The following is a 20,600-nucleotide window of genomic DNA, read 5'->3' as shown; positions in this document are numbered from 1 at the left end:
CGGCCTGTGGCCGAGATGAACCGATCTTCTCACCGCAGCAAGCAGGATGGGGCGATGCATCGCTTGGCATCGGTACCTGGGGGAGGAGCAGTAGCCGATATCGGCGCGCTGGTGGAGCAGCCTGCCGCACCTGTGCTGCTGCTCAGCAGTGCCGACACCGACCTGCTGGCCATTGACCAGTTGCTTGAGCGGGAACCCCAGCTGCTGAAAGCGGAGCTGCGCGGCCTAAACCTGGCGGCCCTGGCCCACCCGGCCCAGATCGACCACTACCTCAATTCCACGGTGCGCCACGCCCGGCTGGTGGTTGTGCGGTTACTGGGGGGCAGGGGGCACTGGAGTTATGGCTTGGAGCAGCTCCAGAGCTGGGCAGGCTCAGCCCCAGAGCGCCAATTGCTCATGCTGGCTGGCACGGCCGATGAGGAGCAGGTGCTGGCGGGGCTGGGCACCGTCGCCCCCGAATTAGCAATCGGCTTGGCCCGCTGTCTGCGGGAGGGGGGACCCGCCAACCTGCGCCAGGTGCTGCAGGCTTTGCAGGGTCTGCTTGAGGGTCGCTCCCCAGCGCCGCCACGGGCCGAGCCCCTCGCCGATCCACTGCCCCATGATTGGCAGCAGGAGCAAGGCCCTCGCCTTGGCGTGATCGCCTATCGGGCCCTACTGCAGGCCGGTGACCTTGCCCTGATGGAAGCCACCCTGCAGGCCCTGCGCCAGGCAGGACTGTGCCCGCGCGCGCTATGGGTAAGCGGTCTACGGGATGGGGCGGTGCAGCGGGGCGTGGCCGACCTGCTGCAGCGGGAAGGAGTCCAGGCCGTGTTGTGCAGCACCTCCTTTGCCTCAGTGCAGTTTGAGGAGGCCGGCCTAGGGGCACCCCTATGGGAGCAACTTGGTGTGCCTGTGCTGCAGCTGCTTTGCAGTAGCCAGCCCCGCAGCCGCTGGCAGACCAGCAGCATCGGCTTAGGCCCGACCGACCTCACCCTCCAGGTGGCCTTGCCAGAGTTGGACGGGCGGCTCACTACCCGTATTGGGGCTTTTAAGGAGACCGTGGGCGCCAGCGAGCGTCTGGCTTCGGCCCTGCAGCGCTACCAACCGGATCCGGAACGGCTGACCTGGATCGCCCAGCTCTGTGCCAACTGGATCCGGCTGCGCCAAACCCCAGCTGCCGAACGCCGCGTTGCGCTTGTGCTGGCCAATTACCCAACCCGCAACAGCCGCCTCGCCAATGGCGTTGGACTCGATACGCCGGCCTCAACGGCCTTGATGCTGCAGTGGCTTGCGGGGGCCGGCTACAAGTTGCAGGGCCCAGTGCCTGTCGATGGCGAGGCCCTGATCCAGATGCTGCTGGCTGGACGCAGCAACGATCCGGAAAGCGAGCACCGACCCGCCCTGACCCTGCTGCCCCTTGCCACATACCAGGACTGGTATGCCTGCCTCCCCAGCGAGGGCCGCCAAAGGCTGGAGGCGGTGTGGGGACCGCCTGAACTCGATGTGGCTCTGGTTAGCGCCGCCGGAGCTGTACCCGGCTTCCCGATCCGTGGCTTGCAGCTGGGGCATGTGAGCGTATTGATCCAGCCCGACCGCGGTTACGACAGGGATCCGGCCCTCAGCTATCACAGCCCCGACCTGCCCCCCACCCACGCCTACCTAGCCCAATACCTCTGGCTGCGCCTGGAGTTTGGCGCCCATGCGGTGGTGCATGTGGGCAAGCACGGCAACCTGGAATGGTTGCCTGGCAAGGGATTGGGTCTGTCCGCCAGCTGTTTTCCGGAGTGGGCCCTTGGGCCGCTGCCACACCTATATCCCTTCATCGTCAACGATCCCGGCGAGGGCTCCCAGGCCAAGCGGCGCAGCCAGGCGGTGATCCTCGATCACCTGACACCGCCCCTGGGGCGGGCGGGCCTGTATGGGGCGCTGCAGCGACTTGAGGTTTTGCTGGATGAGTATTGGGAGGCCTGTCAGCTCGGCAGTGAACGGGCCGGTCTCCTGCGCCAGACCCTGGCCAAGGAGCTCGAGAGTATGGAACTGCCGCTCGGTAGCGCAGCGGAGCTTGATAGCCGGCTTGATGCTGCCGATGGCTACCTCTGCGAGCTCAAGGAGGCCCAGATCCGCCTGGGGCTCCACACCTTCGGCACCCTGCCGGAGCCCGGTCGCCTGGCGGAGCTGCTGCTCTGTTTGGCCCGCTGTCCGTTGGCGGCACAACCCGGCCTCACCCAGGCCCTGGCGCAAGACCTCCAACTCAGCTTTGACCCCTGGGGTGATGAAGACAGCACGCCCCTAGGCCAGGCAGACCAGCAACGGCTCCAGGGCGCCTTTGGCGGAGAGCTACCGCGCCTGGTGGGAGATGGGGTTGCGCTGTTGGAAGCGCAAGCTCTGACCCTGGTGGAGCAGGAGCTGGCCGTCGTGCAACAAGGCCAAGACCAGCCTTCGCCATTGGCTGGACCCAGGCTGCAGCAGGCGCTGATGCACCTGCGCCAGGCCCTGATGCCCCCCCTACTGGCCTGCGGTCACGCCGAGCGGGAAGCCTTCCTGCGGGGCCTGGAGGGGGAGCGCATTGCCGCAGGACCATCCGGAGCACCCACCCGCGGCCGACCAGATCTGCTGCCGACGGGGCGCAATTTTTACAGCGTCGACCTGCGCGGGCTACCCACTGAAGCGGCCTGGGACCTGGGCCGACGCAGCGCCGAATTGCTGCTGGAACTGCACCTTCAGGAACAGGGGGAGCACCTGAGCAGCTTGGCCCTATCGGTTTGGGGCACGGCAACGATGCGCAATGGCGGCGAGGACATCGCCCAGGCCCTGGCCCTACTTGGCGTGCGACCGGTTTGGGATGGACCAACCCGCCGGATGGTGGATCTGGAGGTGATTCCCCTGAGCCTGCTGGGCCGTCCGCGGGTGGACGTGACCCTGCGCATCTCAGGACTGTTCCGCGACGCCTTCCCCCAACTGGTGGGGTGGGTCAACCGGGCCACTGAACTGGTAGCCGCCCTAACCGAACCAGAGGAGGACAACCCCCTCGCCGCCGCTTATCACCGCGAAGGCCACAGCGCCCGTGTCTACGGCTCAGCGCCAGGCGCCTACGGGGCAGGACTGCAGGGCCTGATCGACAGCGGCAACTGGGAGGAGCGGGCTGACCTGGGCGAGGCTTTTTTGAACTGGAGCAGCTGGCGTTACGACAGCCAGGCTGGGGCTTCTGGGCAGGCTGGCATCGAAGCCCAGGCCGACCGGAGCGGCCTGGAGCAGCGGCTCAAGGCGGTGCAGGTGGTGTTGCACAACCAGGACAACCGGGAGCACGATCTGCTCGACTCCGACGACTACTACCAGTTTCAGGGAGGCTTGAGTGCAGCGGTGGAACGGGTCTCAGGGCAGCGCCCGGCACTTTGGTTTGGCGACCATTCCCGAGCTGCCAGGCCCCGGATGCACCGGCTGGAGCGGGAATTTGACAAGGTGCTGCGCAGCCGCGTGCTCAACCCCCGCTGGATCGCAGCGATGAAAGGCCACGGCTACAAAGGCGGCTTCGAAATGGCTGCCAGCCTCGATTATTTGTTTGCCTACGACGCCAGTACCGGCCGAGTCCCCGACTGGGGCTACGGCGCCATCTGCGACCAGTGGCTCGGGGATCAGACAGTGCGTGATTTTCTGGTGCAGAGCAATCCCTGGGCCCTGCGCGACATGGCCGAACGGCTACTGGAAGCCCACAACAGGGGCCTCTGGGAAGGGGCACAAAAAAACCAGCTGGGGCAGTTGCGCCAGCTGGTTCTTGATAGCGAAAGTCTGATTGAGCAGCGCTAAGGCAACCAAGCCAACTTGCTCAACCTTTTATTTCTCTGCTCATGCGCTTGAAGGGATCAATGTCGCCAGCTTTGCCGCTGGCTTGCTGGCTGATCTGGACCTGCGAGCTTGCCATCGCAGCGGCCTGGGCCTGAGCTTGAGCCTGCTCCTGCTTGATCGCTGCACTTCCACCAGGCACATTCACGCCCATGGCAGAACCTTTCATGCGCTGATCAAGTTCCGCCTGGGACAAGGCTTGGGCGAAGGTCTTCTTGACTGGTTTTGGGACACCTCGGGTGAGATCAAAGGCTGGTTCAGGCTGGCTGGTCTGCCCACCCAAGCCATCAGAGACCCGCTCCAGCCGCGACTCCATCGAAGCCACCTCTGCCACCATCTCCTTGTTGCCGGGGCTGTCAGCCGAGCCCGGGAAGGTGCGGCGAATGGTGTTGGATCGCCGCATGAAATCAACGTTGCCCATGCTGCTGGAAGCGTCGGCATCCAGGAAGAAGGTTTCAACCTCCTTTTTGGGCTGGGGGGTCTTCGGGGCGGCGGCGTTGCCGTCGCGTGTAGCGAACAGGCGATCAAACAAACCCATCGTCTGCCAGGGGTAAGCGTCAGGAAACCCTAGCGGCCGAGAAGCGCTAGTCCATGGGTATCGGTACCGCTACTCATCAAAAGGCCACGTTGCTGCAGCTCAGCGGCAATCGCCTCGCAGACCAGAGGCGTTGGTGTCCAGCGCGGCTGCATTTGGTAGTCGTACCACGCCTCGGCGCCATCAAAACCGAGACGATCGGCGGCGGCGATCAACCGCTGGAAGGGCAGGCGATAGCGGGCGGGATGGGCAAGCAGCAGCAGCCCCCCCGCCTGGCGGCCCGCATCCAGCACCGCCTCAGCCTGGAGCGCTGGCCCCACCAGCGCCCGCCCCTGCAGATAGGGCTCAAGGCTGGGGTGATCGGCATCAAAGCCAAGCACCAGCACATGCACCAAGCACCCCTCGAGCAGGCAGCTGATTTCCACACCTCGCCAGAAGCTGGGCACGGCACGGCCCTCGCTAGCCGCCGCCATAAAAACCTCCATGGCAGGCCCGTGGGCGGCCAGGCTGTGGTGATCGGTGATGGCTAGGTGCTCCAGGCCGAGTTCTAGGGCCTGCTGGGCCAGCTCAAGGGGAGTCAGGCTGCCGTCACTGCAGATGGTGTGGCAGTGGAAATTGACCCGGCTAGGGCAGCAGGCCGGCGTCAGCTGGCGGAGTACGTGCCGCAAGGGGTGATCAGGCACGAGTTCAGGCATTCGCGGACAACCGCTCCGCCCGCAGCCGCCGCCAGCGGGCATAAAACTGAATCGATGCGGCCATGAAGACCACCAGGGCCACGATGAACCAGGTGGCAGCGCCGGTGGGGAATTGGTTTTTGAACACCACCAGCATCACCACGATCACCAGCAGCAGGGTGGGCAACTCGTTTAAGGCCCGCAATTGCTTAGGGCTCCAACTGCAGGCTCCCCTGTTGAGCTGGCCCATCAACCGATAGCAAAAGGCGTGGTAAGCCAGCAAGGCAGCCACGAAGGCCAACTTGGCGTGCATCCAGCCCTGCTGCAGCCAGGCGGGATTCACGCTCAGTAAACCAGCCGCACAGACCACTGCGACCACCATGCCGGGGGTGGTGATGATGTTGGCCAGACGGCGTTCCATCAAGCCGTACTGGGCCTGGAAAGCCGGCCGCAGCGACTCCTCCAGCTCCTCAGCCTCGCGGTGATAGATGAACAGCCGCACCAGATAGAAAAGCCCGGCAAACCACACAACCACCCCCACGATGTGGAGAGTCTTGAACCAGAGGTAGGCCTCGGCGGGCCAGCTCAGGGTCAATAAGGGCATGGCGGCAGTTCAAGCAAGGGCCAACAAACTAGGGCCGCAGCAGTCAGTGGGCTGAAGCAGTCAGTGAGCCGCAGCTGTGGCCCGGATCGCCGCCAGCTCGTCGGGGGGGATCTTCTCGAGCTGCTTCATCACCAGCCCCATGCGGTGATTACGGCGCAGTCCCTCTTGATTGCGAGCCAGGAAATCCCAATAGAGCGCGTTGAAGGGACAGGCATCCGCTCCAGTGCGCTGCTTCGGGTTGTAGCGACAGCCCTTGCAGTAGCTGCTCATCCGATTGATGTAATTGCCGCTGGCGGCGTACGGCTTGCTGGCCAGCATGCCGCCATCGGCAAACAACCCCATGCCGAGCACGTTGGTTTGCATCACCCAGTCGTAGCCATCAATGAACATGCGGTGAAACCAAGCGGTGAAGGCCTGGGGATCGAGGCCGGCGATCAAGCCGTAGTTGGCTAGGACCATCAAGCGCTGGATGTGGTGGGCGTAGCCGCTTACCTCGAGTTCGGCCAGCACCGTGTCCATGCAGGCCATGCCACTGCCGCCCAGCTGCTCTAGCCAGCCCGGCAACGGACGGTTAGCGCCGAAGTGATTTCGGTCCGGATAGTCGGCGCCAAACCACCAGTAGAGGCCGTGGGTGTATTCGCGCCAGCCCAGGATCTGGCGAATCACCCCCTCCAGGCAGGCAAGGGGCGTACCCCGCTCGAGCCCGGCCTGCTCCAGCCGGCGGATCACCTCAAGGGGCTGCAACAGGCCAATGTTGAGATAAGGGGAGAGCAGGGCGTGCCACAGGGTGGGCTGACCGCTGACCATGGCGTCCTGGAACGGGCCGAAGCCATCGAGCCGCGTATCGATGAAATGCTCCAGCACCGCCAGCGCCTGGGTGCGGGTAACTGCCCACCCAAACGTCGCACTAATCCCTGGCAAGCCAGGTTCAGAGGCGGCCTCAAGCTCCTGAGCCAGCTGGTCCACCTTGGCAATCACGGCCCGGGTGATTGCATCAGGCGCAAAGACCAATGGTTCAGGCCCCACCAGCCCCTTGGGCGGTGCCTTGCGATTCTCCTGGTCGTAGTTCCACTGTCCACCAAGCGGCTGGCCGTCATCGCCCATCAGCACGCCAAAACGCTTGCGGCCCTCCCGGTAGAACAATTCCATGCGCAGCTGCTTGTAGGGAGCAGCCCAGGCGCCGAAATCATCCCGGCTCCAGAGAAAAGCATTGGAGAGGTGCCACACCAGGGGCGTAGGCAGGGGCAGCCGTTCAATCGCTTCACGAAAGGGGCGCTCGGCTGGCTCCATCAGATGCAGCTCGCTGATCTCGTGCTCGGCCAGCCAATCCTTCAGCGCCTCAGCAAAGGTCGGGGCCTCAAGCAGATCCACCGTCCAACCGCGCTGGCTCAGCTCGGCCGCGAAGTGCCGCATGGCACTCCACACCAGCACAAGCTTCTGGCGGTGATAGCGGCGTTGCCGCAGCACCGAGCTGCTCTCAATCAGCAATACCCGGGCGGTTGCAGGGGTGTGGGCTGCCAAAGCTACCTGGAGGGGGTCCAGCTGGTCGCCCAGCACCCAGATGCCAATCACGCTCAGGCCTCACCAGCCAGCCGGCAGGCACGGCGGGCTACGGCCGCGGCATAGCCCCGCTCCACCGGACCAGCCAGGGGGCTGAGCACCCCATTGCGGCAATCCACCACCAGACGCTCGTGCTGACCCTGCTGGTCGTTTACCCGCAGCCGCAGCTGCCAGTGATGCTTAGCGCTGCGGTGGATCTCATCACCACAGACGGGCCCAACGCAGATGCCGGGGGCGCCGAGGGCCGGCGGCGTTAGGGCAGGTGAAAAAAGCAGCAGCAGCCCCAGGGCCAAGGGCAGTAGCAGCAGGGAAGCCAGACGCCTCAACTGGCCAACTCCTCGCTAACGAGCTCGTCACTTGGGTGAAAGTAATCCCACACCTGGCGGGCCAGGGCCGGCCCCACTCCCGGGGCAGCGGCGATCTGCTCTGGACTGGCCAACTGGATGGCATCAATCGAGCGGAAGTGGGCCAATAACTCCTTGACCCGTTTCGGTCCCAGGCCAGGAATATCGGAGAGGCGCGAGCTCTTCATCCTCTCGCCCCGCTGCTGGCGATGGAAGCTCACAGCGAAACGATGGGCCTCATCGCGCAGACGACGCAACAGCTGCACACCCAGCTGGTCGGGCTCACTCTCCAGGGGCTGCTTAGCCCCTGGCATAAACACCTCCTCCCGCTGCTTGGCCAGGGAACACACCACCAGCTCTTCGTGCAGATTCAGCTCTCGCAGGGCCTCCATCACCGCCGAGAGCTGGCCCTTGCCGCCGTCGATCATCACCACATCGGGCCAATCATTGAGGCCACCGGTGTGGAGCGTGGTGTTGGCGGCCCGCCGGAGCTCGCCTAGGTCGGCACCCTCGGCCTTGGCCTGGGCCCAGCGGCGGAAGCGGCGGCGCATGATCTCGGCCATGGCCATGAAGTCGTCGGAGTGGCCTGAGCGGATCGAGCTGCTTTGAATCTTGTATTTGCGGTAGTGCTGCTTGGCCGGCAGCCCATCGATGAACACCACCTGGGAGGCCACGGCGTCGCTGCCCTGGATGTGGCTGATGTCGTAGCCCTCGACGCGACGTGGGGGGGTAGGCAGCTCCAGCAGCTGGGCCAGGTCTTCAGTGGCCAACAGTTGCTGCTCGGCGCCGCGCTGGGCCCGCTGCAGCTCATAGCTGGCATTGCGCTCCAGCAGCTCGATCAGGTCGGCTTTCTGCTGCCGCTGGGGCACGGCAAGTTTCACCTTGCGGCCGCGGCGCTCCGCCAGCCACTCCTCGATCAGGGGCTGCTGGGGTAGGGCGTGCTGCAGCAGCAGCTCGGGGGGAATCTCCACCGGCTCCACCTGGCTGTAGTGCTCCTCCACCACCCGCTGCAGGATGCGGCCGGGCTCCAGGGGCTGGCCATCGGCGCCTACGGCATCAGCGGTGAAGCCAAGCCGCCCCACCAGCTTGCCGGCCCGCATCTGGAACAGCTGCACCGCCGCCACCCGCTCATCGGCGGCTAAGGCCACCACATCACGGCTCACCGAGCTGTCGCCGAGGCTCATCTTCTGATCAGCGGTGAGGGTGTCGATGCCCTGCAGCTGGTCGCGCACCCGCGCGGCGCTCTCGAAGTCAAGCCGCTCGGCATATTTGCCCATCTGCTCATTCAGCAGCTCGAGTAGCTCCTCGTTGCGCCCTTGAAACACCATCGCCACCTGGCGCAGGGTGAGGTGGTAGGCCTCGGAGCTGATCTTTTCCTGGCACACCCCTGGGCAGCGGCCGATGTCGTAGTTGAGGCAGGTGCGCTCCCTGTAGAGCGGCTGGGGTCGCTGACGCAGCGGAAAAACCCGCTTCACCAGGGTGAGGGTGCGGCGCAGCAGGCCCACATCCACGTAGGGCCCGTAAAAGCGATCCAGGGGCGAGCGAAACCGCCGCCGCCGGGTGATGAAGATGCGCGGGTAGGCCTCGCTCCAGGTGATGCAGAGATAGGGATATTTCTTGTCGTCTTTCAGCAGCACATTGAAGTGCGGCTGGTTCTGCTTGATCAGGTTGGATTCGAGCGCCAGCGCCTCGGCTTCACTGTCGGTGACGATGAATTCGATCTCACACACCTGGCGCACCATCAGGGAGATGCGCGGGCTGTGGCCATGGCCGCTACCGCTTTGGAAATAACTGCGCACCCGATTGCGCAGCACCTTGGCCTTGCCGATGTAGAGGATGCGATCGCTGGCATCGCGCAGCAGATAGCAACCCGGCTCGGAGGGCACCTCCTTGAGCCGGACCTTGAGGCGTTCGGGTTGCTGCAGCAGTGGCAGGCTCAACCGCCGTATTGCCAGCCGGTGCTGCCGAGCTCAAGGGCAGCACCATCGCGGTGCAGGGTGGCCGTCTTCACCTCGCCCACGAACACGGTGTGGTCGCCATGGGCCACCTGACCCACCAGCTCACATTCCACCGCACCAAGGGCGTTGTCGAGAATCGGCAAGCCCAGCTCACCGAGGCTGAAGGGGGCTGCATCGAAGCGACCGCCCATGCCTTTTTGGGGTTTGAAGAAAACTGCGGCCAGGTCCTTCTGGTCAGCGGCAAGCACGTTCAGGGAAAATTTCTTGGTGCGCTGAATGATGCCGTTGCTGGTGCTGTCGGCCCGCACAGCCATCACCACCAATGGCGGCTCAAAGGAGCCCTGGGTCACCCAGCTGGCGGTGAAGCCATTGACCTCATCCCCCTCAGCTACGCCGCAGATGAACACGCCATGGGGAATTTTGCGCAGCAGGGTTTTCTTGGCTTCGGCGTTAAGGGCGGGGTTAAGGGCCATGGCGGCAAGAGCGCTTAGAACTACATCCACCCTAGAAACGCCTCGGGCACCCATAGGCTGGCCTAATGCGCGCCCTCTACCCCGGCAGCTTCGATCCCCTCACCCTGGGCCACCTCGACCTGATCGAGAGGGCAGCACGCCTGTTTGACGGCGTAGTGGTGGCCGTGCTGCAGAACCCCAGCAAGCAGCCGGCCTTCAGCCTCGAGCAACGGCTGGAGCAGATCGGCACCGCCACGGCCCATCTCCCGGGGGTTGAAGTGGGCAGTTTTGATGGCCTCACCGTCGATTTCGCCAGTCTTTGCCAGGCCCAGGTGATTCTGCGGGGCCTGCGGGCCCTGAGCGACTTTGAATTCGAGTTGCAGATCGCCCACACCAATAAAAGCCTGGCCCCCCAGGTGGAAACCCTGTTTCTTGCTACTGCTGTGCACCACAGCTTCCTGAGCAGTTCCGTGGTGAAGGAGGTGGCTCGCTTTGGCGGCGATGTGCGTCACATGGTGCCCCCCGGAGTGGCGGAAGACCTGTGCAGGCTTTTTAATCGGGCATCTCTTTAGAGCTGTACATGACCGAGCCCACCATCACCGTGCTGGATCAGCTCGATCAGCTGGAGGAGATCGTGCTGGAGGGAAGCCGCATTCCGTTCAGCGGCGGACGGCTGGTCAATGAGCAGGACGCCATTGAAGTGATGGATGCCCTGCGGGAATCGCTGCCGAGCCAGCTGCAGCAGGCCGTAGCGCTAATCCGTCAGCGTGAGGAATTTATTGGCCAGGCGCGACAGCAATCCGACGAGATCATTGCTGCTGGCAAAAGGGAGCGGGAGCAGCTGATCAACTCAGCCGCCATTCGTCAGGAGGCGGAGCGGCAGGTGGGTGAGCTGCGGGATCAGGCCCGCCAACAATGCGAGCAGCTGATGTTGCAAGCCCGCCAGCAGGTTGCCCAGGCTGAACAGGAGCACCAGGCCCGCACGGCCCAGATGGAGCAGCAATTTGCGCTCCGCCGTCAGCAGCTCGAACAGGAAACGGCTGAGCGCAACCGCCAGCTGCTCGAACAGCACGATCGCAATCGTCAACAGGCGATGGCTGAACTTGAGCAGATCCGCCAAGAGGGAGTGAGGGTGCAGCGCGATAGCCAGGCAGAAGCGGAGCGGGTACACAACGACGCCCTGCAGTTCCGCCAGCAGACCCAGCAGCAATGCGACGCCCTGGTGAGCCGCAGCCGCCAGGAGTCGGCCGCCATTCAAGAGGGTGCCAACCGCTACGCCGAGCAGGTGCTGGGCGAACTCGAGGGCAGGTTGAAGGAGATGAGCCAGGTGGTACTGGGGGGCCGCCGCGAACTGGTGCGACTCCAGGCGCCAGAAACTGCCGCGCCAGCTGTCGAGGAGACGACTGGCCGCCGCCGCCGGGTAGCCAACACTCTCAAGCAGCTAGCGGGCTAGGGGGGGCACAGCTGGCTGTTTTGCGCTTGTCGCAACACCTTGCCAATAGTGACGTTGGGTGAGCTTGCGCCATTGCTGATGGCGCTTACGTAGCGGGGCCCGGCAGCCGTCATCAACACGCCACTGATGGAGCGCACACCGCTGATTGTGCCTGTTTTGCCAAAGAACTGGCCCTGCAGCGGGGTGCCCACATAAAGGTTGCGCAGGGTGCCCCGCTGCCCCGCAACCGCCATCGACGCCAGATAGGCGCGGCCGTAGGGGTGCTGATCCATGCGCACAAGCAGGGCAGCCAAGAAGCGGCTGGTGAGTCGGTTGGCTCGGTCGAGGCCACTGCCATCGGCAACGCGAACCCCCTGCATCGGCAGGCCCTGTTCGGTGAGCCACAGCATCTGAAGCTGGGTGGCTCGGGCCAGATCCCAGGTACCAGCCGCCTGGCGCAGCAGTACTTCGGCGGTGAAATTGTGGCTTTCGGTGTTAGCCAGGCTCAGCAGGTTGTGCATCGGAGCCGATGACTCCTGGTGCAGCAGCACGGCATCAGCGGGCAGGGGGGCGCGGGCCGACACCAGTGAGAGCTGCACCTTGGCCCCCCGCTGAACCATGGTTTTCTGCAGCAGGGTCTGTAGTCGGGAAGGCGGATTCATCACCGCCTCGTTGATGGCATTGCTGGTGACCGCCAGCCGGGTGATCGGCGCGCCGTAGGCGTAGTAGCGGTCGTCTGGGTGCCAACCTTGGGGCCACCAGGCCTGGCGGGGCTCCTCGGCGATCTGCAACCGCACCAGCGAAGGCGTCTCACCACTGCTGCCACCCGATCCCAGCGCCAACATGGCGAATCGCTGCAGCTGGGGCAGGGCCAGGTCGGGGTCACCCTCGCCAGTGAGGCGGAAGCTGCCATCACCCAGCCGCCAGAGCTGGGTATTAAGGCGATAGTCAGGGCCCAATCGGTCTAGGGCGTAGGCCGTGCTCACCAGCTTCTGATTGGAAGCAGGAATGCGGGGCCGGGTGCCGTTGAGGTCGGCCAGCAGGCGGCCCTGGGCATCGGCAATGGTGATGCTCCACACAGAAGCCTCGCCTGCCACGGTGGCAAGCAGCCGCTGCTGCAGCGCCGGACAGCTCAGCTGAGCCTGTAGCTGGGGCAGGCCAACCGGTGGGGGCAGGGGCGGCAGGGACGCCAGGGGCACCTGCTGGGCAAAGGCAGTGGCTGGCGCACCCGCTAAAACGAGCACAAGGGCATGCACACCAGAAAGGCGCAGCAGAAGCTGACGCTTAGCAGGGGTTTTGAGAGGGGCCATCTCAGCCACCTCCAACCTTGAGCCCGCTAACCGTGCCGCCCACGCGGAATTGCTCCCCCTCTATTTCCACTGGGGCACCAATCTTGAGGGTTTGGTTGCCAAAAACCACACCGCCAGCACTCTTGCGGCCCTGGCCCTGGAGCACAAAACGAGCATCGAGGCTGCCCAGGGTTGCCTGGTTGGGGTCCACAGCCGTCACCACCGATCCGTTGGGTTGGACCGCCACCAGGCGCCGCTGCAGGGGCAACACCTGCTTGATCGCCACCGAGCCATGGGGCTGGTTACGGATCACGATTGCAACCTTGCCCTCCTCCTGGGCGGCCTGAATCAAGGCCCTGGGATCAGCCACCGGCACGCCACGCACATCCACCAGCACGGTGACTGGGGTGAGGCCACCGGTGGCCTGAGCCACCGCTCCGCTCAGCTTGGGGCTCCAGATCACCCCTGCGGCAGCAAGGAGCACCGCAACTCCGGCGCCGATGTCAACAAGGCTCCAGGAGCGTCCTTTTGCTGCAGGGCTCTGGTCGCTCTCGGAAGCCATCGGCAAGGTCTGTGTTTGGCGAAGTGTACGGAGGCTGGCCGGTTAGATCCAGTGCAAGTGGGTCCGCAGGGGGCTAGTTGCGCAGGCCTTCAATGAAAGCGTCCATCACTTTGAGGTTGGCGCCGAGCCCCAAGCCGGCTTCACCCGCCATGGCTAACGCCCGTTGCTCCATGTCTGGCTTCTGGTCGAAACTGCAAACAAAGCGATAGCCATCGGCATCGCAGCGATACAGCTCCCACATCCCCGGACAGGCCCGACGCAGGGCCCCATCTCCTGTTGGAATCAGGGCATAGGCGCTCTGCCAGCCGGACAGAAAACCCTTGCGGCGCTCCCGAGCCACGCTGCCGATACCGATGGCCGCATCCTCGAGGTTGCCGTTTAACAGCAACACAACGCCGCGGTGCAGGGCGCATACCTGCTCCACCTCCTCGTAGTCGGCGGGGGAAGGTGCCACCAGCAGCAGCACGCCCTCGCTGCCGCCATCAGCCTGCTGAAGGCGCATCTGATCGCGCAGGCTGGCAATTCGGGTTGCGAAATCAGGGGCATCGCGTTGGGCAAGGGCAGTGGCGCCGGCATCGGCACAAAGCAACCTCAGGCTGGGTGCAGCTGAACTGAGACCAGCCTGCAATCGCAAGGCCAAGGGGAGCAATCGCAGGCCCTCGAAACGGAGCTCGACACTCCAAAGCCCCTTGGCTCCTGCTGCCAAGGCGCTCTGAATCGCCGCCAGTGCTTCAGCTTCGGCGCTGCGCAGATCGGGGGGGAGCATTAGGCCGTCAACGGATGCTCCGACGCTACCGAGGCCGCAAGCGCCATCTGCAACGCCTGGACCAGGGCCTCAAGATCGGCGGCGCAATGCCAGGGCCCGAGGCTGATGCGCAGGCCACTTGCGGCGTCGGCCTCGCCATAGCCCAGGGCACGGAGCACGGTGCTGGCAGCCGATCCAGAGCTGCTGCAGGCCGAACCGCTGCTCAGGGCGAAGCCCTGGCGGGAGAGCTCACGAACCAGGTTGCGGCCGGAAAGCGGCAGGCCAGCCTTGCTAGCCACCAACAGGCTGAGGTGGTGAGGCAGGCGGGAGTCGCCCGGGGGCGGACCGCTCAACCGCAACCCGGGAAGGTTCAAAAGCCGATGCAGCAGGGAGTCGCGCAGGGGTGCCAGCGAAGCCGTAGCACAGCTGAGCTCCAGGGCCCTAGCGAAGCCGCTCAACAGCACCACAGGTTCGGTGCCGCCACGCCTACCGCCCTCTTGGCCGCCACCACCAAGCTGGCCCTGGAGGGCGAGGCCACGACGCACCAGCAGCAACCCAACCCCCCTGGGGCCCTGCAGCTTATGGGCCGCCCCACTCAAAAAATCAATGGGCAGCTGGCGAAAATTGATCGGCAGGTGGCCCAGAACCTGCACCGCATCAACGTGCAGCAGCACCCCCGCCCGCCGGCAACGGGCCCCGATCGCCTCAATCGGCTGGAGGCTACCAACCTCGTTTTGGCCCCAGATCACCGAGACCAGACGGGTTGGAGGCACCAGCAAGCCATCGAGGGCGTCGAGATCAAGCAATCCCTGCCTATCCACCGGCACCGCTTGGACGCTCCAACCGCGCTGCTGCAGTTGGGCAGCTGCCGCCAGCGTGGCGGGATGCTCGACCGCCGATATCACCAGCCGGCCGGGTGTGAGGGCAGCAGCAGCCCCGAGCAGGGCTAGATGAATGGCCTCGGTACCACCTGAGGTCACCACCAGTTCATCTGGCTCGCAGCCCAGCCCAGCGGCCAGGCTTAAGCGCGAGCGTTCGAGCAGCTCTGCTGCTGCAAGGCCAGGGCCATGGAGGCTTGAGGGGTTAGCCCAGGCCGTGGCCTGGGCAAGGGCCATGGCCTCCAGCACCTCAGTGGCGGTGGGAGTGGTGGCGCTGGTGTCGAAGTAGCCAGCCAGTGCTGGCAGATGACTGGCCGGATAGCCCACCTAGCCTCCCTGGGCTGGATCGCTCTCAAAGCGGGAGCGAATCCGCGATTCAAGGGAATTGGCGGCCAAGGCCACCAGGTCGTCGAGGGAGCTGCTGTTGAGCAGGGCATCAACCCGGGCCCTGGCTTCGGCTGAAGGGCAGGCTTCAGGTCGGATGCAGCCATTGGTGCAGACGCTGGCGCAGTCGACAGCAGGCGAAGCGTCTGGTTGCTTTTGCACCGGGGCGGCGGCCTCGAGTTCAAAGGGCTCATCGCCCCAGAGCTCGGGGGTCACGACGCCGTCAAAAACAGCCACAGCGGGGCCCGCCATAAACACATGACCACTGGCTCCATCCCAATCAATTTCCAGGGGCCCGCCTGGGAGATCGAGGCGCGCGCAGCGTTCAGCCAGCCCCAGCAGATGGGCCACCACGAGGGTGGCGCAAGCACCGGTGCCGCAGGCCAAGGTGGGGCCCGCTCCGCGCTCCCACACCCGCATCACCAGGTGAGTGCGACTGATTACTTGCACGAAATGAACGTTGGTGCGGGCGGGGAATGCAGGGTGAACCTCGAATGCCGCGCCATAACGCTCCAAATCCACCGCCTCAACGTCGTCAACGGGGATCACAACGTGGGGATTGCCCATGCCGGCCGCCCCGACCGCAAACGAGCTGCCAGCCACTTCCAAATTGCCCTGGGGCAGCCCGTTATCGCCACAAGGCAAGGTGGTCGGAATGGATGCAGGATCGAGAAAGGGGGCTCCCATGTCGACGCGGATGCTGCCGTCCTGACGCAGCTCGGGAACGATGCGCCCCGCCAAGGTTTCGATCTGCCATTGACGCCCGGGAACATCGCCATCGCTATCGGTCAGAAAGCGGGCCAGGCAGCGCATGCCATTGCCACACATCTCCGGTTCCGTGCCATCGGCATTGAAGATCCGCATGCGCAACTCACCGCCCTGCCGGGGCGGCAGGGCCAGGATCACACCGTCAGCGCCAACCCCGAAGCGGCGGTCGCAGAGGCGCTGAATACGGTCCGGGGTGAGGCCGTAGCTGGCATCGGTGCTGGAGGCTCCCCTGCCATCAAGCATGAGGAAATCATTTCCCAGGCCTTGATATTTGCTGAACTGGAGCACGATGGGGGCGAGCGCAGCCACAGCTAGATCTTATGCAGAGCTTTTTCGAGAAGCGGACCACCGCCCTCGATACCTCGCAACCCAGCATTCGGCACTTACAGGATCTGATTCGCCATAAAACCCCGGTGGCGGTCCAGGTGCCGGGTGTGGGAGAGCTTGAGGGAATCCTGCATTGGCAGGACATCGACTACCTGGCGCTCAAGCAGGACGAAAATCGCCCCCTCACCCTGATCAAACGCGCGGCCGCAGCGACGATCCGTGCGCTCGGCTGAGCAGGAGACATCCAACTGGGCTGTGGCACGATCAAAGCCCTGATCCAGCCTGGCTGCCGTGAGCGACGCCCCCCGCTACCAACCCCAGGCCCTCGAATCACGCTGGCAGCAGCACTGGGAGAGCACGGCTCAGCACCGCACGCCAGCGAAGCTGGATGGGTCCTGCGGCGACAGCTATTACGCCCTGTCGATGTTCCCCTATCCATCGGGGAACCTGCACATGGGTCACGTACGCAATTACGTGATCACCGATGTGATCGCCCGGGTGCAACGTTTACGGGGCAAGCAGGTGCTGCATCCGATGGGGTGGGATGCCTTTGGTTTACCAGCCGAAAATGCGGCCATCGAGCGGGGAATTGAACCCGGCATCTGGACCGATCAAAACATCGCCTCGATGCGGGAGCAGCTGAAGCGGCTTGGCCTCTCCATCGACTGGGATCGAGAGCTGGCTACCTGCCATAGCGATTACTACCGCTGGACCCAGTGGTTATTTCTGCAGTTTCTTGATGCTGGGCTCGCTTACCAGAAGGACGCAAGCGTCAACTGGGATCCCATCGACCAAACGGTGCTTGCCAACGAACAGGTGGACGGCGAGGGCCGCTCCTGGCGTTCCGGAGCCCTGGTGGAGAAACGCAAGCTGCGCCAGTGGTTTCTCAAGATCACCGCCTACGCCGACCAACTGCTGGACGATCTGCCCAAGCTCAAGGGTTGGCCGGAGCGGGTGCGCACCATGCAAGCCAACTGGATTGGCCGCAGTACGGGCGCCGAGCTGCACTTTGAGGTTGTGGATTCATCTGGCGCCGGCACCGGTGAACAGATCACCGTGTTCACAACACGCCCGGACACCATCTTTGGCGTCAGCTACCTGGTGCTGGCCCCAGAACACCCCCGGGTAGCTGGGCTGACCACCGCCAAGCAGGCTATCCACGTGCAGGCCTTCTGTGATCTGGTGAGCCGCCAAAGCGAGCTTGAGCGCACGGCCGACGACAAACCAAAACGGGGTGTGCCGATCGGTGCCCGGGTGCGCAACCCAGCCAATGGCGCCCTTATCCCCCTCTGGATCGCCGACTACGTCCTCGCCGACTACGGCACCGGCGCAGTGATGGGGGTCCCTGCCCACGACCAGCGCGACTTCGTATTCGCGCGGCAGTACGAATTACCGGTGCAGCAGGTGATCATTCCCCAGGGCAGCGACGAGCACGCCTTCGAAGGTGGTGCCTGGACAGAAGCCGGGGTTTTGATCCACTCCGGTTGCTTCGATGGGTTACCAAGCGCTGAAGCCAAAAGGGCGATCACCGAGGCAGCGGCGGGTCAGGGTTGGGGCAATGCCAAGGTGCAGTTTCGTCTTCGCGACTGGCTGATCTCTCGCCAGCGCTACTGGGGCTGTCCGATCCCGGTGATCCACTGCGAAAGCTGCGGTGTGGTGCCCGTACCGGCCGAACAGCTGCCGGTGGAGCTGCCGGTGGGGGCCAACCTTGAGGGCAAGGGCGGATCGCCCCTAGCCCAATTAGAGAGTTGGGTGAACGTGGACTGCCCCTGCTGCGGTAAGGCGGCGAAGCGTGAGACCGACACCATGGACACCTTCATGTGCTCCAGCTGGTATTTCCTGCGCTACAGCGATCCCCACAACACAGACCTTCCGTTTACACGCGAGGCAGTGGACAGCTGGTTGCCGGTTGATCAATACGTGGGTGGGATCGAGCACGCGATCCTCCACCTTCTCTATGCCCGCTTCTTCACCAAGGTGCTGCGAGACCGGGGCCTGCTCGGATTCGATGAACCCTTCACCCACCTACTTACCCAGGGGATGGTTCAGGGCATTACCTACAAAAACCCCCACTCCGGCAAATACATCGCTCCGGGCGATGTTGCCGATCCAAGCGACCCCCGTGATCCAATCAGTGGCGAAGTGCTAGAGACTTTTTACGAAAAAATGTCGAAGTCGAAGTACAACGGCGTCGACCCTGCCCAGGTAATTGATAAGTACGGCGCTGATACGGCCCGGATGTTCATCCTGTTCAAGGCCCCACCGGAAAAAGATCTAGAATGGGATGACGCCGATGTGGAAGGCCAGTTTCGCTTTTTACAGCGCCTGTGGCGGCTGGTGGATGGGGCCTGCGCCCGAGACCTGCAGCTGTCAGGTGTAGGGAGGGCGGTTGAGCAAACTGCGACCCAGTTTGCCAACACGACCCTGACGCCATCTGAGCTAGAGCTGCGCCGGGCAGTTCACACTGCCATAGCCGAGATCAGCGAGGATCTTGATGGTGAATATCAATTTAATACCGCCATTTCTGAGTTAATGAAGCTCAGCAATGTGATGGCTGAACATCTCGAGGCAGCATCTGCGCCTGTAGCTAAAGAGGCTTTGCACACCTTGCTGGTGCTCCTGGCTCCATTTGCCCCCCACCTGGCGGAGGAGCTTTGGCTGCGTTTGGGCGCCAATCCAGACGAAAACTGCAGCATCCACGCTCAGAGCTGGCCGCAGCCAGACCCTGCAGCCCTAGTGCGCGAAACCATTGACCTGGTTATTCAGGTAAAGGGCAAGATGCGAGGCAGCTTGGCGGTGCCCGCCAAGGCTGATAAAGCAACTCTTGAACAGCTGGCACTCGACAGCGAAATCGCACAAAAATGGCTGGAGGGCAAGCCCCCCAGCCGGGTAATCGTGGTGCCTGGAAAGCTAGTGAATCTGGTGCCCTAGAACCACTCAGCCACCGCTTCTTCAGCGGTGTTTACATTGGCGTCCGGGGTAGTGCGGACAAATTCAAGCGTGATATTGCGCCGTTGTTCGCCGTCAGCTGCTACGGCAGTAATCGGGTACAACTGCTGGCCATCACGGAAGGGAACCTGAAGCCTGAAGGTGCCGTCTTCGCCGAGGGGCACGACTTCCTCACCAATCCGCAGGGTTGCCGCCGGATCAGTAGCTCCATAAACAATCAATTCGGCATCGGCTACTAGCCAGAAGGCCCGCTGACGAGTAGCCACACCACCAGCACCGGACTCGTTGCGGCCACTGGCCCAAAGACCGGCACCGGAAGCATTCAAACCCTGATTGTGGTCGGAATTGGCATCCACTTCGTGGAAAGCCTCAGATCCGCGGCCTACGGCCCTCCAAGTAGTGGTGGCAGCCTGATAAACCCGCTCGTGAATACCAGGAGCTGCAGTCGGCATAACGACTGCACCACTAGCTGCAGAAGAAGCAGCAGCAGCATCTAAAGAGAAGGGCACAAACTGATCGAGGATCTGCTCACTGGGATGGAGGGCAGGTACCCGAGCCACCGAGGAGAAGGCCAATGAACGCCAACCGCCCCCAGCTAGCCGGTAGCCAAGTTCAACCCGATAGTCCCTGTCGCTGAGGGGAACAGGCAGGTACCACTCGGTGGCATGGCTATTGACCACTACTTCCTGCATGGTGTGCTGGTGGGCAGCACCAGCACCGAGACCGGTCACATCCACAACTCGAAGTACCAGCTGGCTGGCACCGTCGGCCATAGCCTGGCGACGGTCGGAGTCGGAGAGCTCCCAAAACACGTAGGCCCACTGGGGATCCCTAGGCAGAAATACAACTGCCGTTTCGGAGACTGGCCGGGGAGCAGAGCTCATCTCAGCTTCAATGCTGCGCAGATCAACACCTTCAGGCGCATCGCCGCCGGGCTGGCTAGATGCGGGCTGGGAGTCTGACCTGCGTTCAATAGCCCGCAGCAGCTGATCCTTCAGCATCCGGCTGTAGCGGCCTATGCCGAGGTTGCTCGCCATCTGGCGCAGTTGACGCAAGGTCAGATCGTTGGCGTCGTAATCACCCGACATCGGAAAACCTGACGTAGTCATAACTGCTGCTTTCCGAAGAAACTCGGTCGATTTTCAGGGATTCCGGCCCTGTTTCCGGAGTCTTGTCAGCAGATCGCCACGTCCGGGGAGCAAGCGGCCCCACCAGGTATTGCCTCAAGAGCCGGTTCTAGGCGCTCCCCAGCGGGCAGCTAGTGCTACGGAAGACCTAGCTCTGTCAGCGGGAGCAAATCAAGCGATCCGCCAAGAGGGG

The 20,600-nt window shown here is 63.8% G+C and carries 18 protein-coding genes; 5 read left to right on the top strand and 13 right to left on the bottom strand.

Annotated elements, in window-relative coordinates; all coding sequences use genetic code 11:
* Positions 1-54: 54 nt before the first annotated feature.
* Positions 55-3,783, top strand: a complete 3,729-nt coding sequence (gene cobN / locus KBY74_RS04255) for a cobaltochelatase subunit CobN (RefSeq protein WP_254941645.1) — start codon at positions 55-57, stop codon at positions 3,781-3,783.
* Positions 3,784-3,802: 19 nt separating this feature from the next.
* Here the strand turns inward: cobN and KBY74_RS04250 are convergent, their stop codons facing one another.
* Genes KBY74_RS04250 through KBY74_RS04220 form a run of 7 tightly spaced genes read right to left on the bottom strand, consistent with a single transcriptional unit; the run spans position 3,803 to position 9,967 of the window.
* Positions 3,803-4,357 carry a hypothetical protein gene (locus tag KBY74_RS04250; protein WP_254941640.1) on the bottom strand — a complete coding sequence of 185 codons (555 nt, stop codon included), beginning with the start codon at positions 4,355-4,357 and terminating at the stop codon, positions 3,803-3,805.
* Positions 4,358-4,386: 29 nt separating this feature from the next.
* On the bottom strand, positions 4,387-5,049 hold the full coding sequence (locus KBY74_RS04245; RefSeq protein ID WP_254941639.1) for a PHP domain-containing protein: 663 nt from the start codon (positions 5,047-5,049) through the stop codon (positions 4,387-4,389).
* Complete coding sequence (gene hemJ / locus KBY74_RS04240) at positions 5,042-5,632, bottom strand: protoporphyrinogen oxidase HemJ (RefSeq protein ID WP_254941638.1); 591 nt, start codon at positions 5,630-5,632, stop codon at positions 5,042-5,044. Before hemJ ends, KBY74_RS04245 begins: the two co-directional genes overlap by 8 nt.
* A 60-nt stretch (positions 5,633-5,692) precedes the next feature.
* Positions 5,693-7,204, bottom strand: a complete 1,512-nt coding sequence (locus tag KBY74_RS04235; RefSeq protein ID WP_254941637.1) for a cryptochrome/photolyase family protein — start codon at positions 7,202-7,204, stop codon at positions 5,693-5,695.
* A 2-nt stretch (positions 7,205-7,206) separates the two neighbouring features.
* Positions 7,207-7,518, bottom strand: a complete 312-nt coding sequence (locus KBY74_RS04230; protein ID WP_396093092.1) for a hypothetical protein — start codon at positions 7,516-7,518, stop codon at positions 7,207-7,209.
* Positions 7,515-9,476, bottom strand: a complete 1,962-nt coding sequence (gene uvrC / locus KBY74_RS04225; protein ID WP_315859033.1) for an excinuclease ABC subunit UvrC — start codon at positions 9,474-9,476, stop codon at positions 7,515-7,517. Before uvrC ends, KBY74_RS04230 begins: the two co-directional genes overlap by 4 nt.
* Positions 9,473-9,967 (bottom strand): flavin reductase family protein, encoded by a 495-nt coding sequence (locus tag KBY74_RS04220; protein WP_254941636.1) that lies wholly within the window; start codon positions 9,965-9,967, stop codon positions 9,473-9,475. Before KBY74_RS04220 ends, uvrC begins: the two co-directional genes overlap by 4 nt.
* Before the next feature lie 65 nt (positions 9,968-10,032).
* On the opposite strand from KBY74_RS04220, the gene coaD reads away from it, so the two are divergent.
* Together coaD and KBY74_RS04210 are read left to right on the top strand one after the other, a co-directional pair.
* The gene (coaD, locus tag KBY74_RS04215; protein ID WP_254941635.1) at positions 10,033-10,518 is read left to right on the top strand and encodes a pantetheine-phosphate adenylyltransferase; all 486 of its coding nucleotides are present in this window, start codon (positions 10,033-10,035) and stop codon (positions 10,516-10,518) included.
* Between the two features lie 8 nt (positions 10,519-10,526).
* A complete protein-coding gene (locus tag KBY74_RS04210; RefSeq protein WP_254941634.1) occupies positions 10,527-11,399 on the top strand; it encodes a hypothetical protein in 873 nt (290 codons plus the stop codon).
* Here the strand turns inward: KBY74_RS04210 and dacB are convergent.
* The 5 genes from dacB to dapF form a co-directional block, all read right to left on the bottom strand.
* Positions 11,396-12,688 (bottom strand): D-alanyl-D-alanine carboxypeptidase/D-alanyl-D-alanine-endopeptidase, encoded by a 1,293-nt coding sequence (gene dacB / locus KBY74_RS04205; protein WP_254941633.1) that lies wholly within the window; start codon positions 12,686-12,688, stop codon positions 11,396-11,398. The two genes, KBY74_RS04210 and dacB, sit on opposite strands and share 4 nt — an antisense overlap.
* Position 12,689: 1 nt before the next feature.
* Positions 12,690-13,229, bottom strand: coding sequence for a DUF4330 domain-containing protein (locus tag KBY74_RS04200; protein ID WP_254941632.1), 540 nt, complete (start codon positions 13,227-13,229; stop codon positions 12,690-12,692).
* 73 nt (positions 13,230-13,302) lie between these two features.
* Positions 13,303-13,995, bottom strand: coding sequence for a DUF1995 family protein (locus tag KBY74_RS04195; RefSeq protein ID WP_254941631.1), 693 nt, complete (start codon positions 13,993-13,995; stop codon positions 13,303-13,305).
* On the bottom strand, positions 13,995-15,179 hold the full coding sequence (locus KBY74_RS04190; RefSeq protein ID WP_254941630.1) for an aminotransferase class V-fold PLP-dependent enzyme: 1,185 nt from the start codon (positions 15,177-15,179) through the stop codon (positions 13,995-13,997). The genes KBY74_RS04195 and KBY74_RS04190 overlap by 1 nt, the downstream gene beginning before the upstream one ends.
* The gene (dapF, locus tag KBY74_RS04185) at positions 15,180-16,292 is read right to left on the bottom strand and encodes a diaminopimelate epimerase (RefSeq protein ID WP_254941643.1); all 1,113 of its coding nucleotides are present in this window, start codon (positions 16,290-16,292) and stop codon (positions 15,180-15,182) included.
* Positions 16,293-16,324: 32 nt separating this feature from the next.
* Between dapF and KBY74_RS04180 the strand changes: the two genes are divergently transcribed.
* A complete protein-coding gene (locus KBY74_RS04180) occupies positions 16,325-16,564 on the top strand; it encodes an Hfq-related RNA-binding protein (protein WP_254941629.1) in 240 nt (79 codons plus the stop codon).
* A gap of 58 nt (positions 16,565-16,622) precedes the next feature.
* Complete coding sequence (gene leuS, locus KBY74_RS04175) at positions 16,623-19,262, top strand: leucine--tRNA ligase (RefSeq protein ID WP_396123080.1); 2,640 nt, start codon at positions 16,623-16,625, stop codon at positions 19,260-19,262.
* Here the strand turns inward: leuS and KBY74_RS04170 are convergent.
* Complete coding sequence (locus KBY74_RS04170; RefSeq protein ID WP_254941628.1) at positions 19,259-20,389, bottom strand: DUF4912 domain-containing protein; 1,131 nt, start codon at positions 20,387-20,389, stop codon at positions 19,259-19,261. The genes leuS and KBY74_RS04170 overlap by 4 nt on opposite strands.
* Positions 20,390-20,600: the final 211 nt, after the last annotated feature.

It is taken from the genome of Cyanobium sp. A1C-AMD (genome assembly GCF_024346495.1).
Classification (GTDB): Bacteria; Cyanobacteriota; Cyanobacteriia; order PCC-6307; family Cyanobiaceae; genus Cyanobium_A; species Cyanobium_A usitatum.
Note: the sequence above shows the minus strand (reverse complement) of the source record. Positions and strands in the feature narration are given on the sequence as shown.

Bases quoted from the DNA above. Each gene is read 5' to 3' on its own strand.
- cobN (WP_254941645.1), top strand. From the start codon at position 55: ATGCATCGCTTGGCATCGGTACCTGGGGGAGGAGCAGTAGCCGATATC.
- KBY74_RS04250 (WP_254941640.1), bottom strand. From the start codon at position 4,357: ATGGGTTTGTTTGATCGCCTGTTCGCTACACGCGACGGCAACGCCGCC.
- KBY74_RS04245 (WP_254941639.1), bottom strand. From the start codon at position 5,049: ATGCCTGAACTCGTGCCTGATCACCCCTTGCGGCACGTACTCCGCCAG.
- hemJ (WP_254941638.1), bottom strand. From the start codon at position 5,632: ATGCCCTTATTGACCCTGAGCTGGCCCGCCGAGGCCTACCTCTGGTTC.
- KBY74_RS04220 (WP_254941636.1), bottom strand. From the start codon at position 9,967: ATGGCCCTTAACCCCGCCCTTAACGCCGAAGCCAAGAAAACCCTGCTG.
- coaD (WP_254941635.1), top strand. From the start codon at position 10,033: ATGCGCGCCCTCTACCCCGGCAGCTTCGATCCCCTCACCCTGGGCCAC.
- KBY74_RS04210 (WP_254941634.1), top strand. From the start codon at position 10,527: ATGACCGAGCCCACCATCACCGTGCTGGATCAGCTCGATCAGCTGGAG.
- dacB (WP_254941633.1), bottom strand. From the start codon at position 12,688: ATGGCCCCTCTCAAAACCCCTGCTAAGCGTCAGCTTCTGCTGCGCCTT.
- KBY74_RS04200 (WP_254941632.1), bottom strand. From the start codon at position 13,229: ATGGCTTCCGAGAGCGACCAGAGCCCTGCAGCAAAAGGACGCTCCTGG.
- KBY74_RS04195 (WP_254941631.1), bottom strand. From the start codon at position 13,995: ATGCTCCCCCCCGATCTGCGCAGCGCCGAAGCTGAAGCACTGGCGGCG.
- KBY74_RS04180 (WP_254941629.1), top strand. From the start codon at position 16,325: ATGCAGAGCTTTTTCGAGAAGCGGACCACCGCCCTCGATACCTCGCAA.
- KBY74_RS04170 (WP_254941628.1), bottom strand. From the start codon at position 20,389: ATGACTACGTCAGGTTTTCCGATGTCGGGTGATTACGACGCCAACGAT.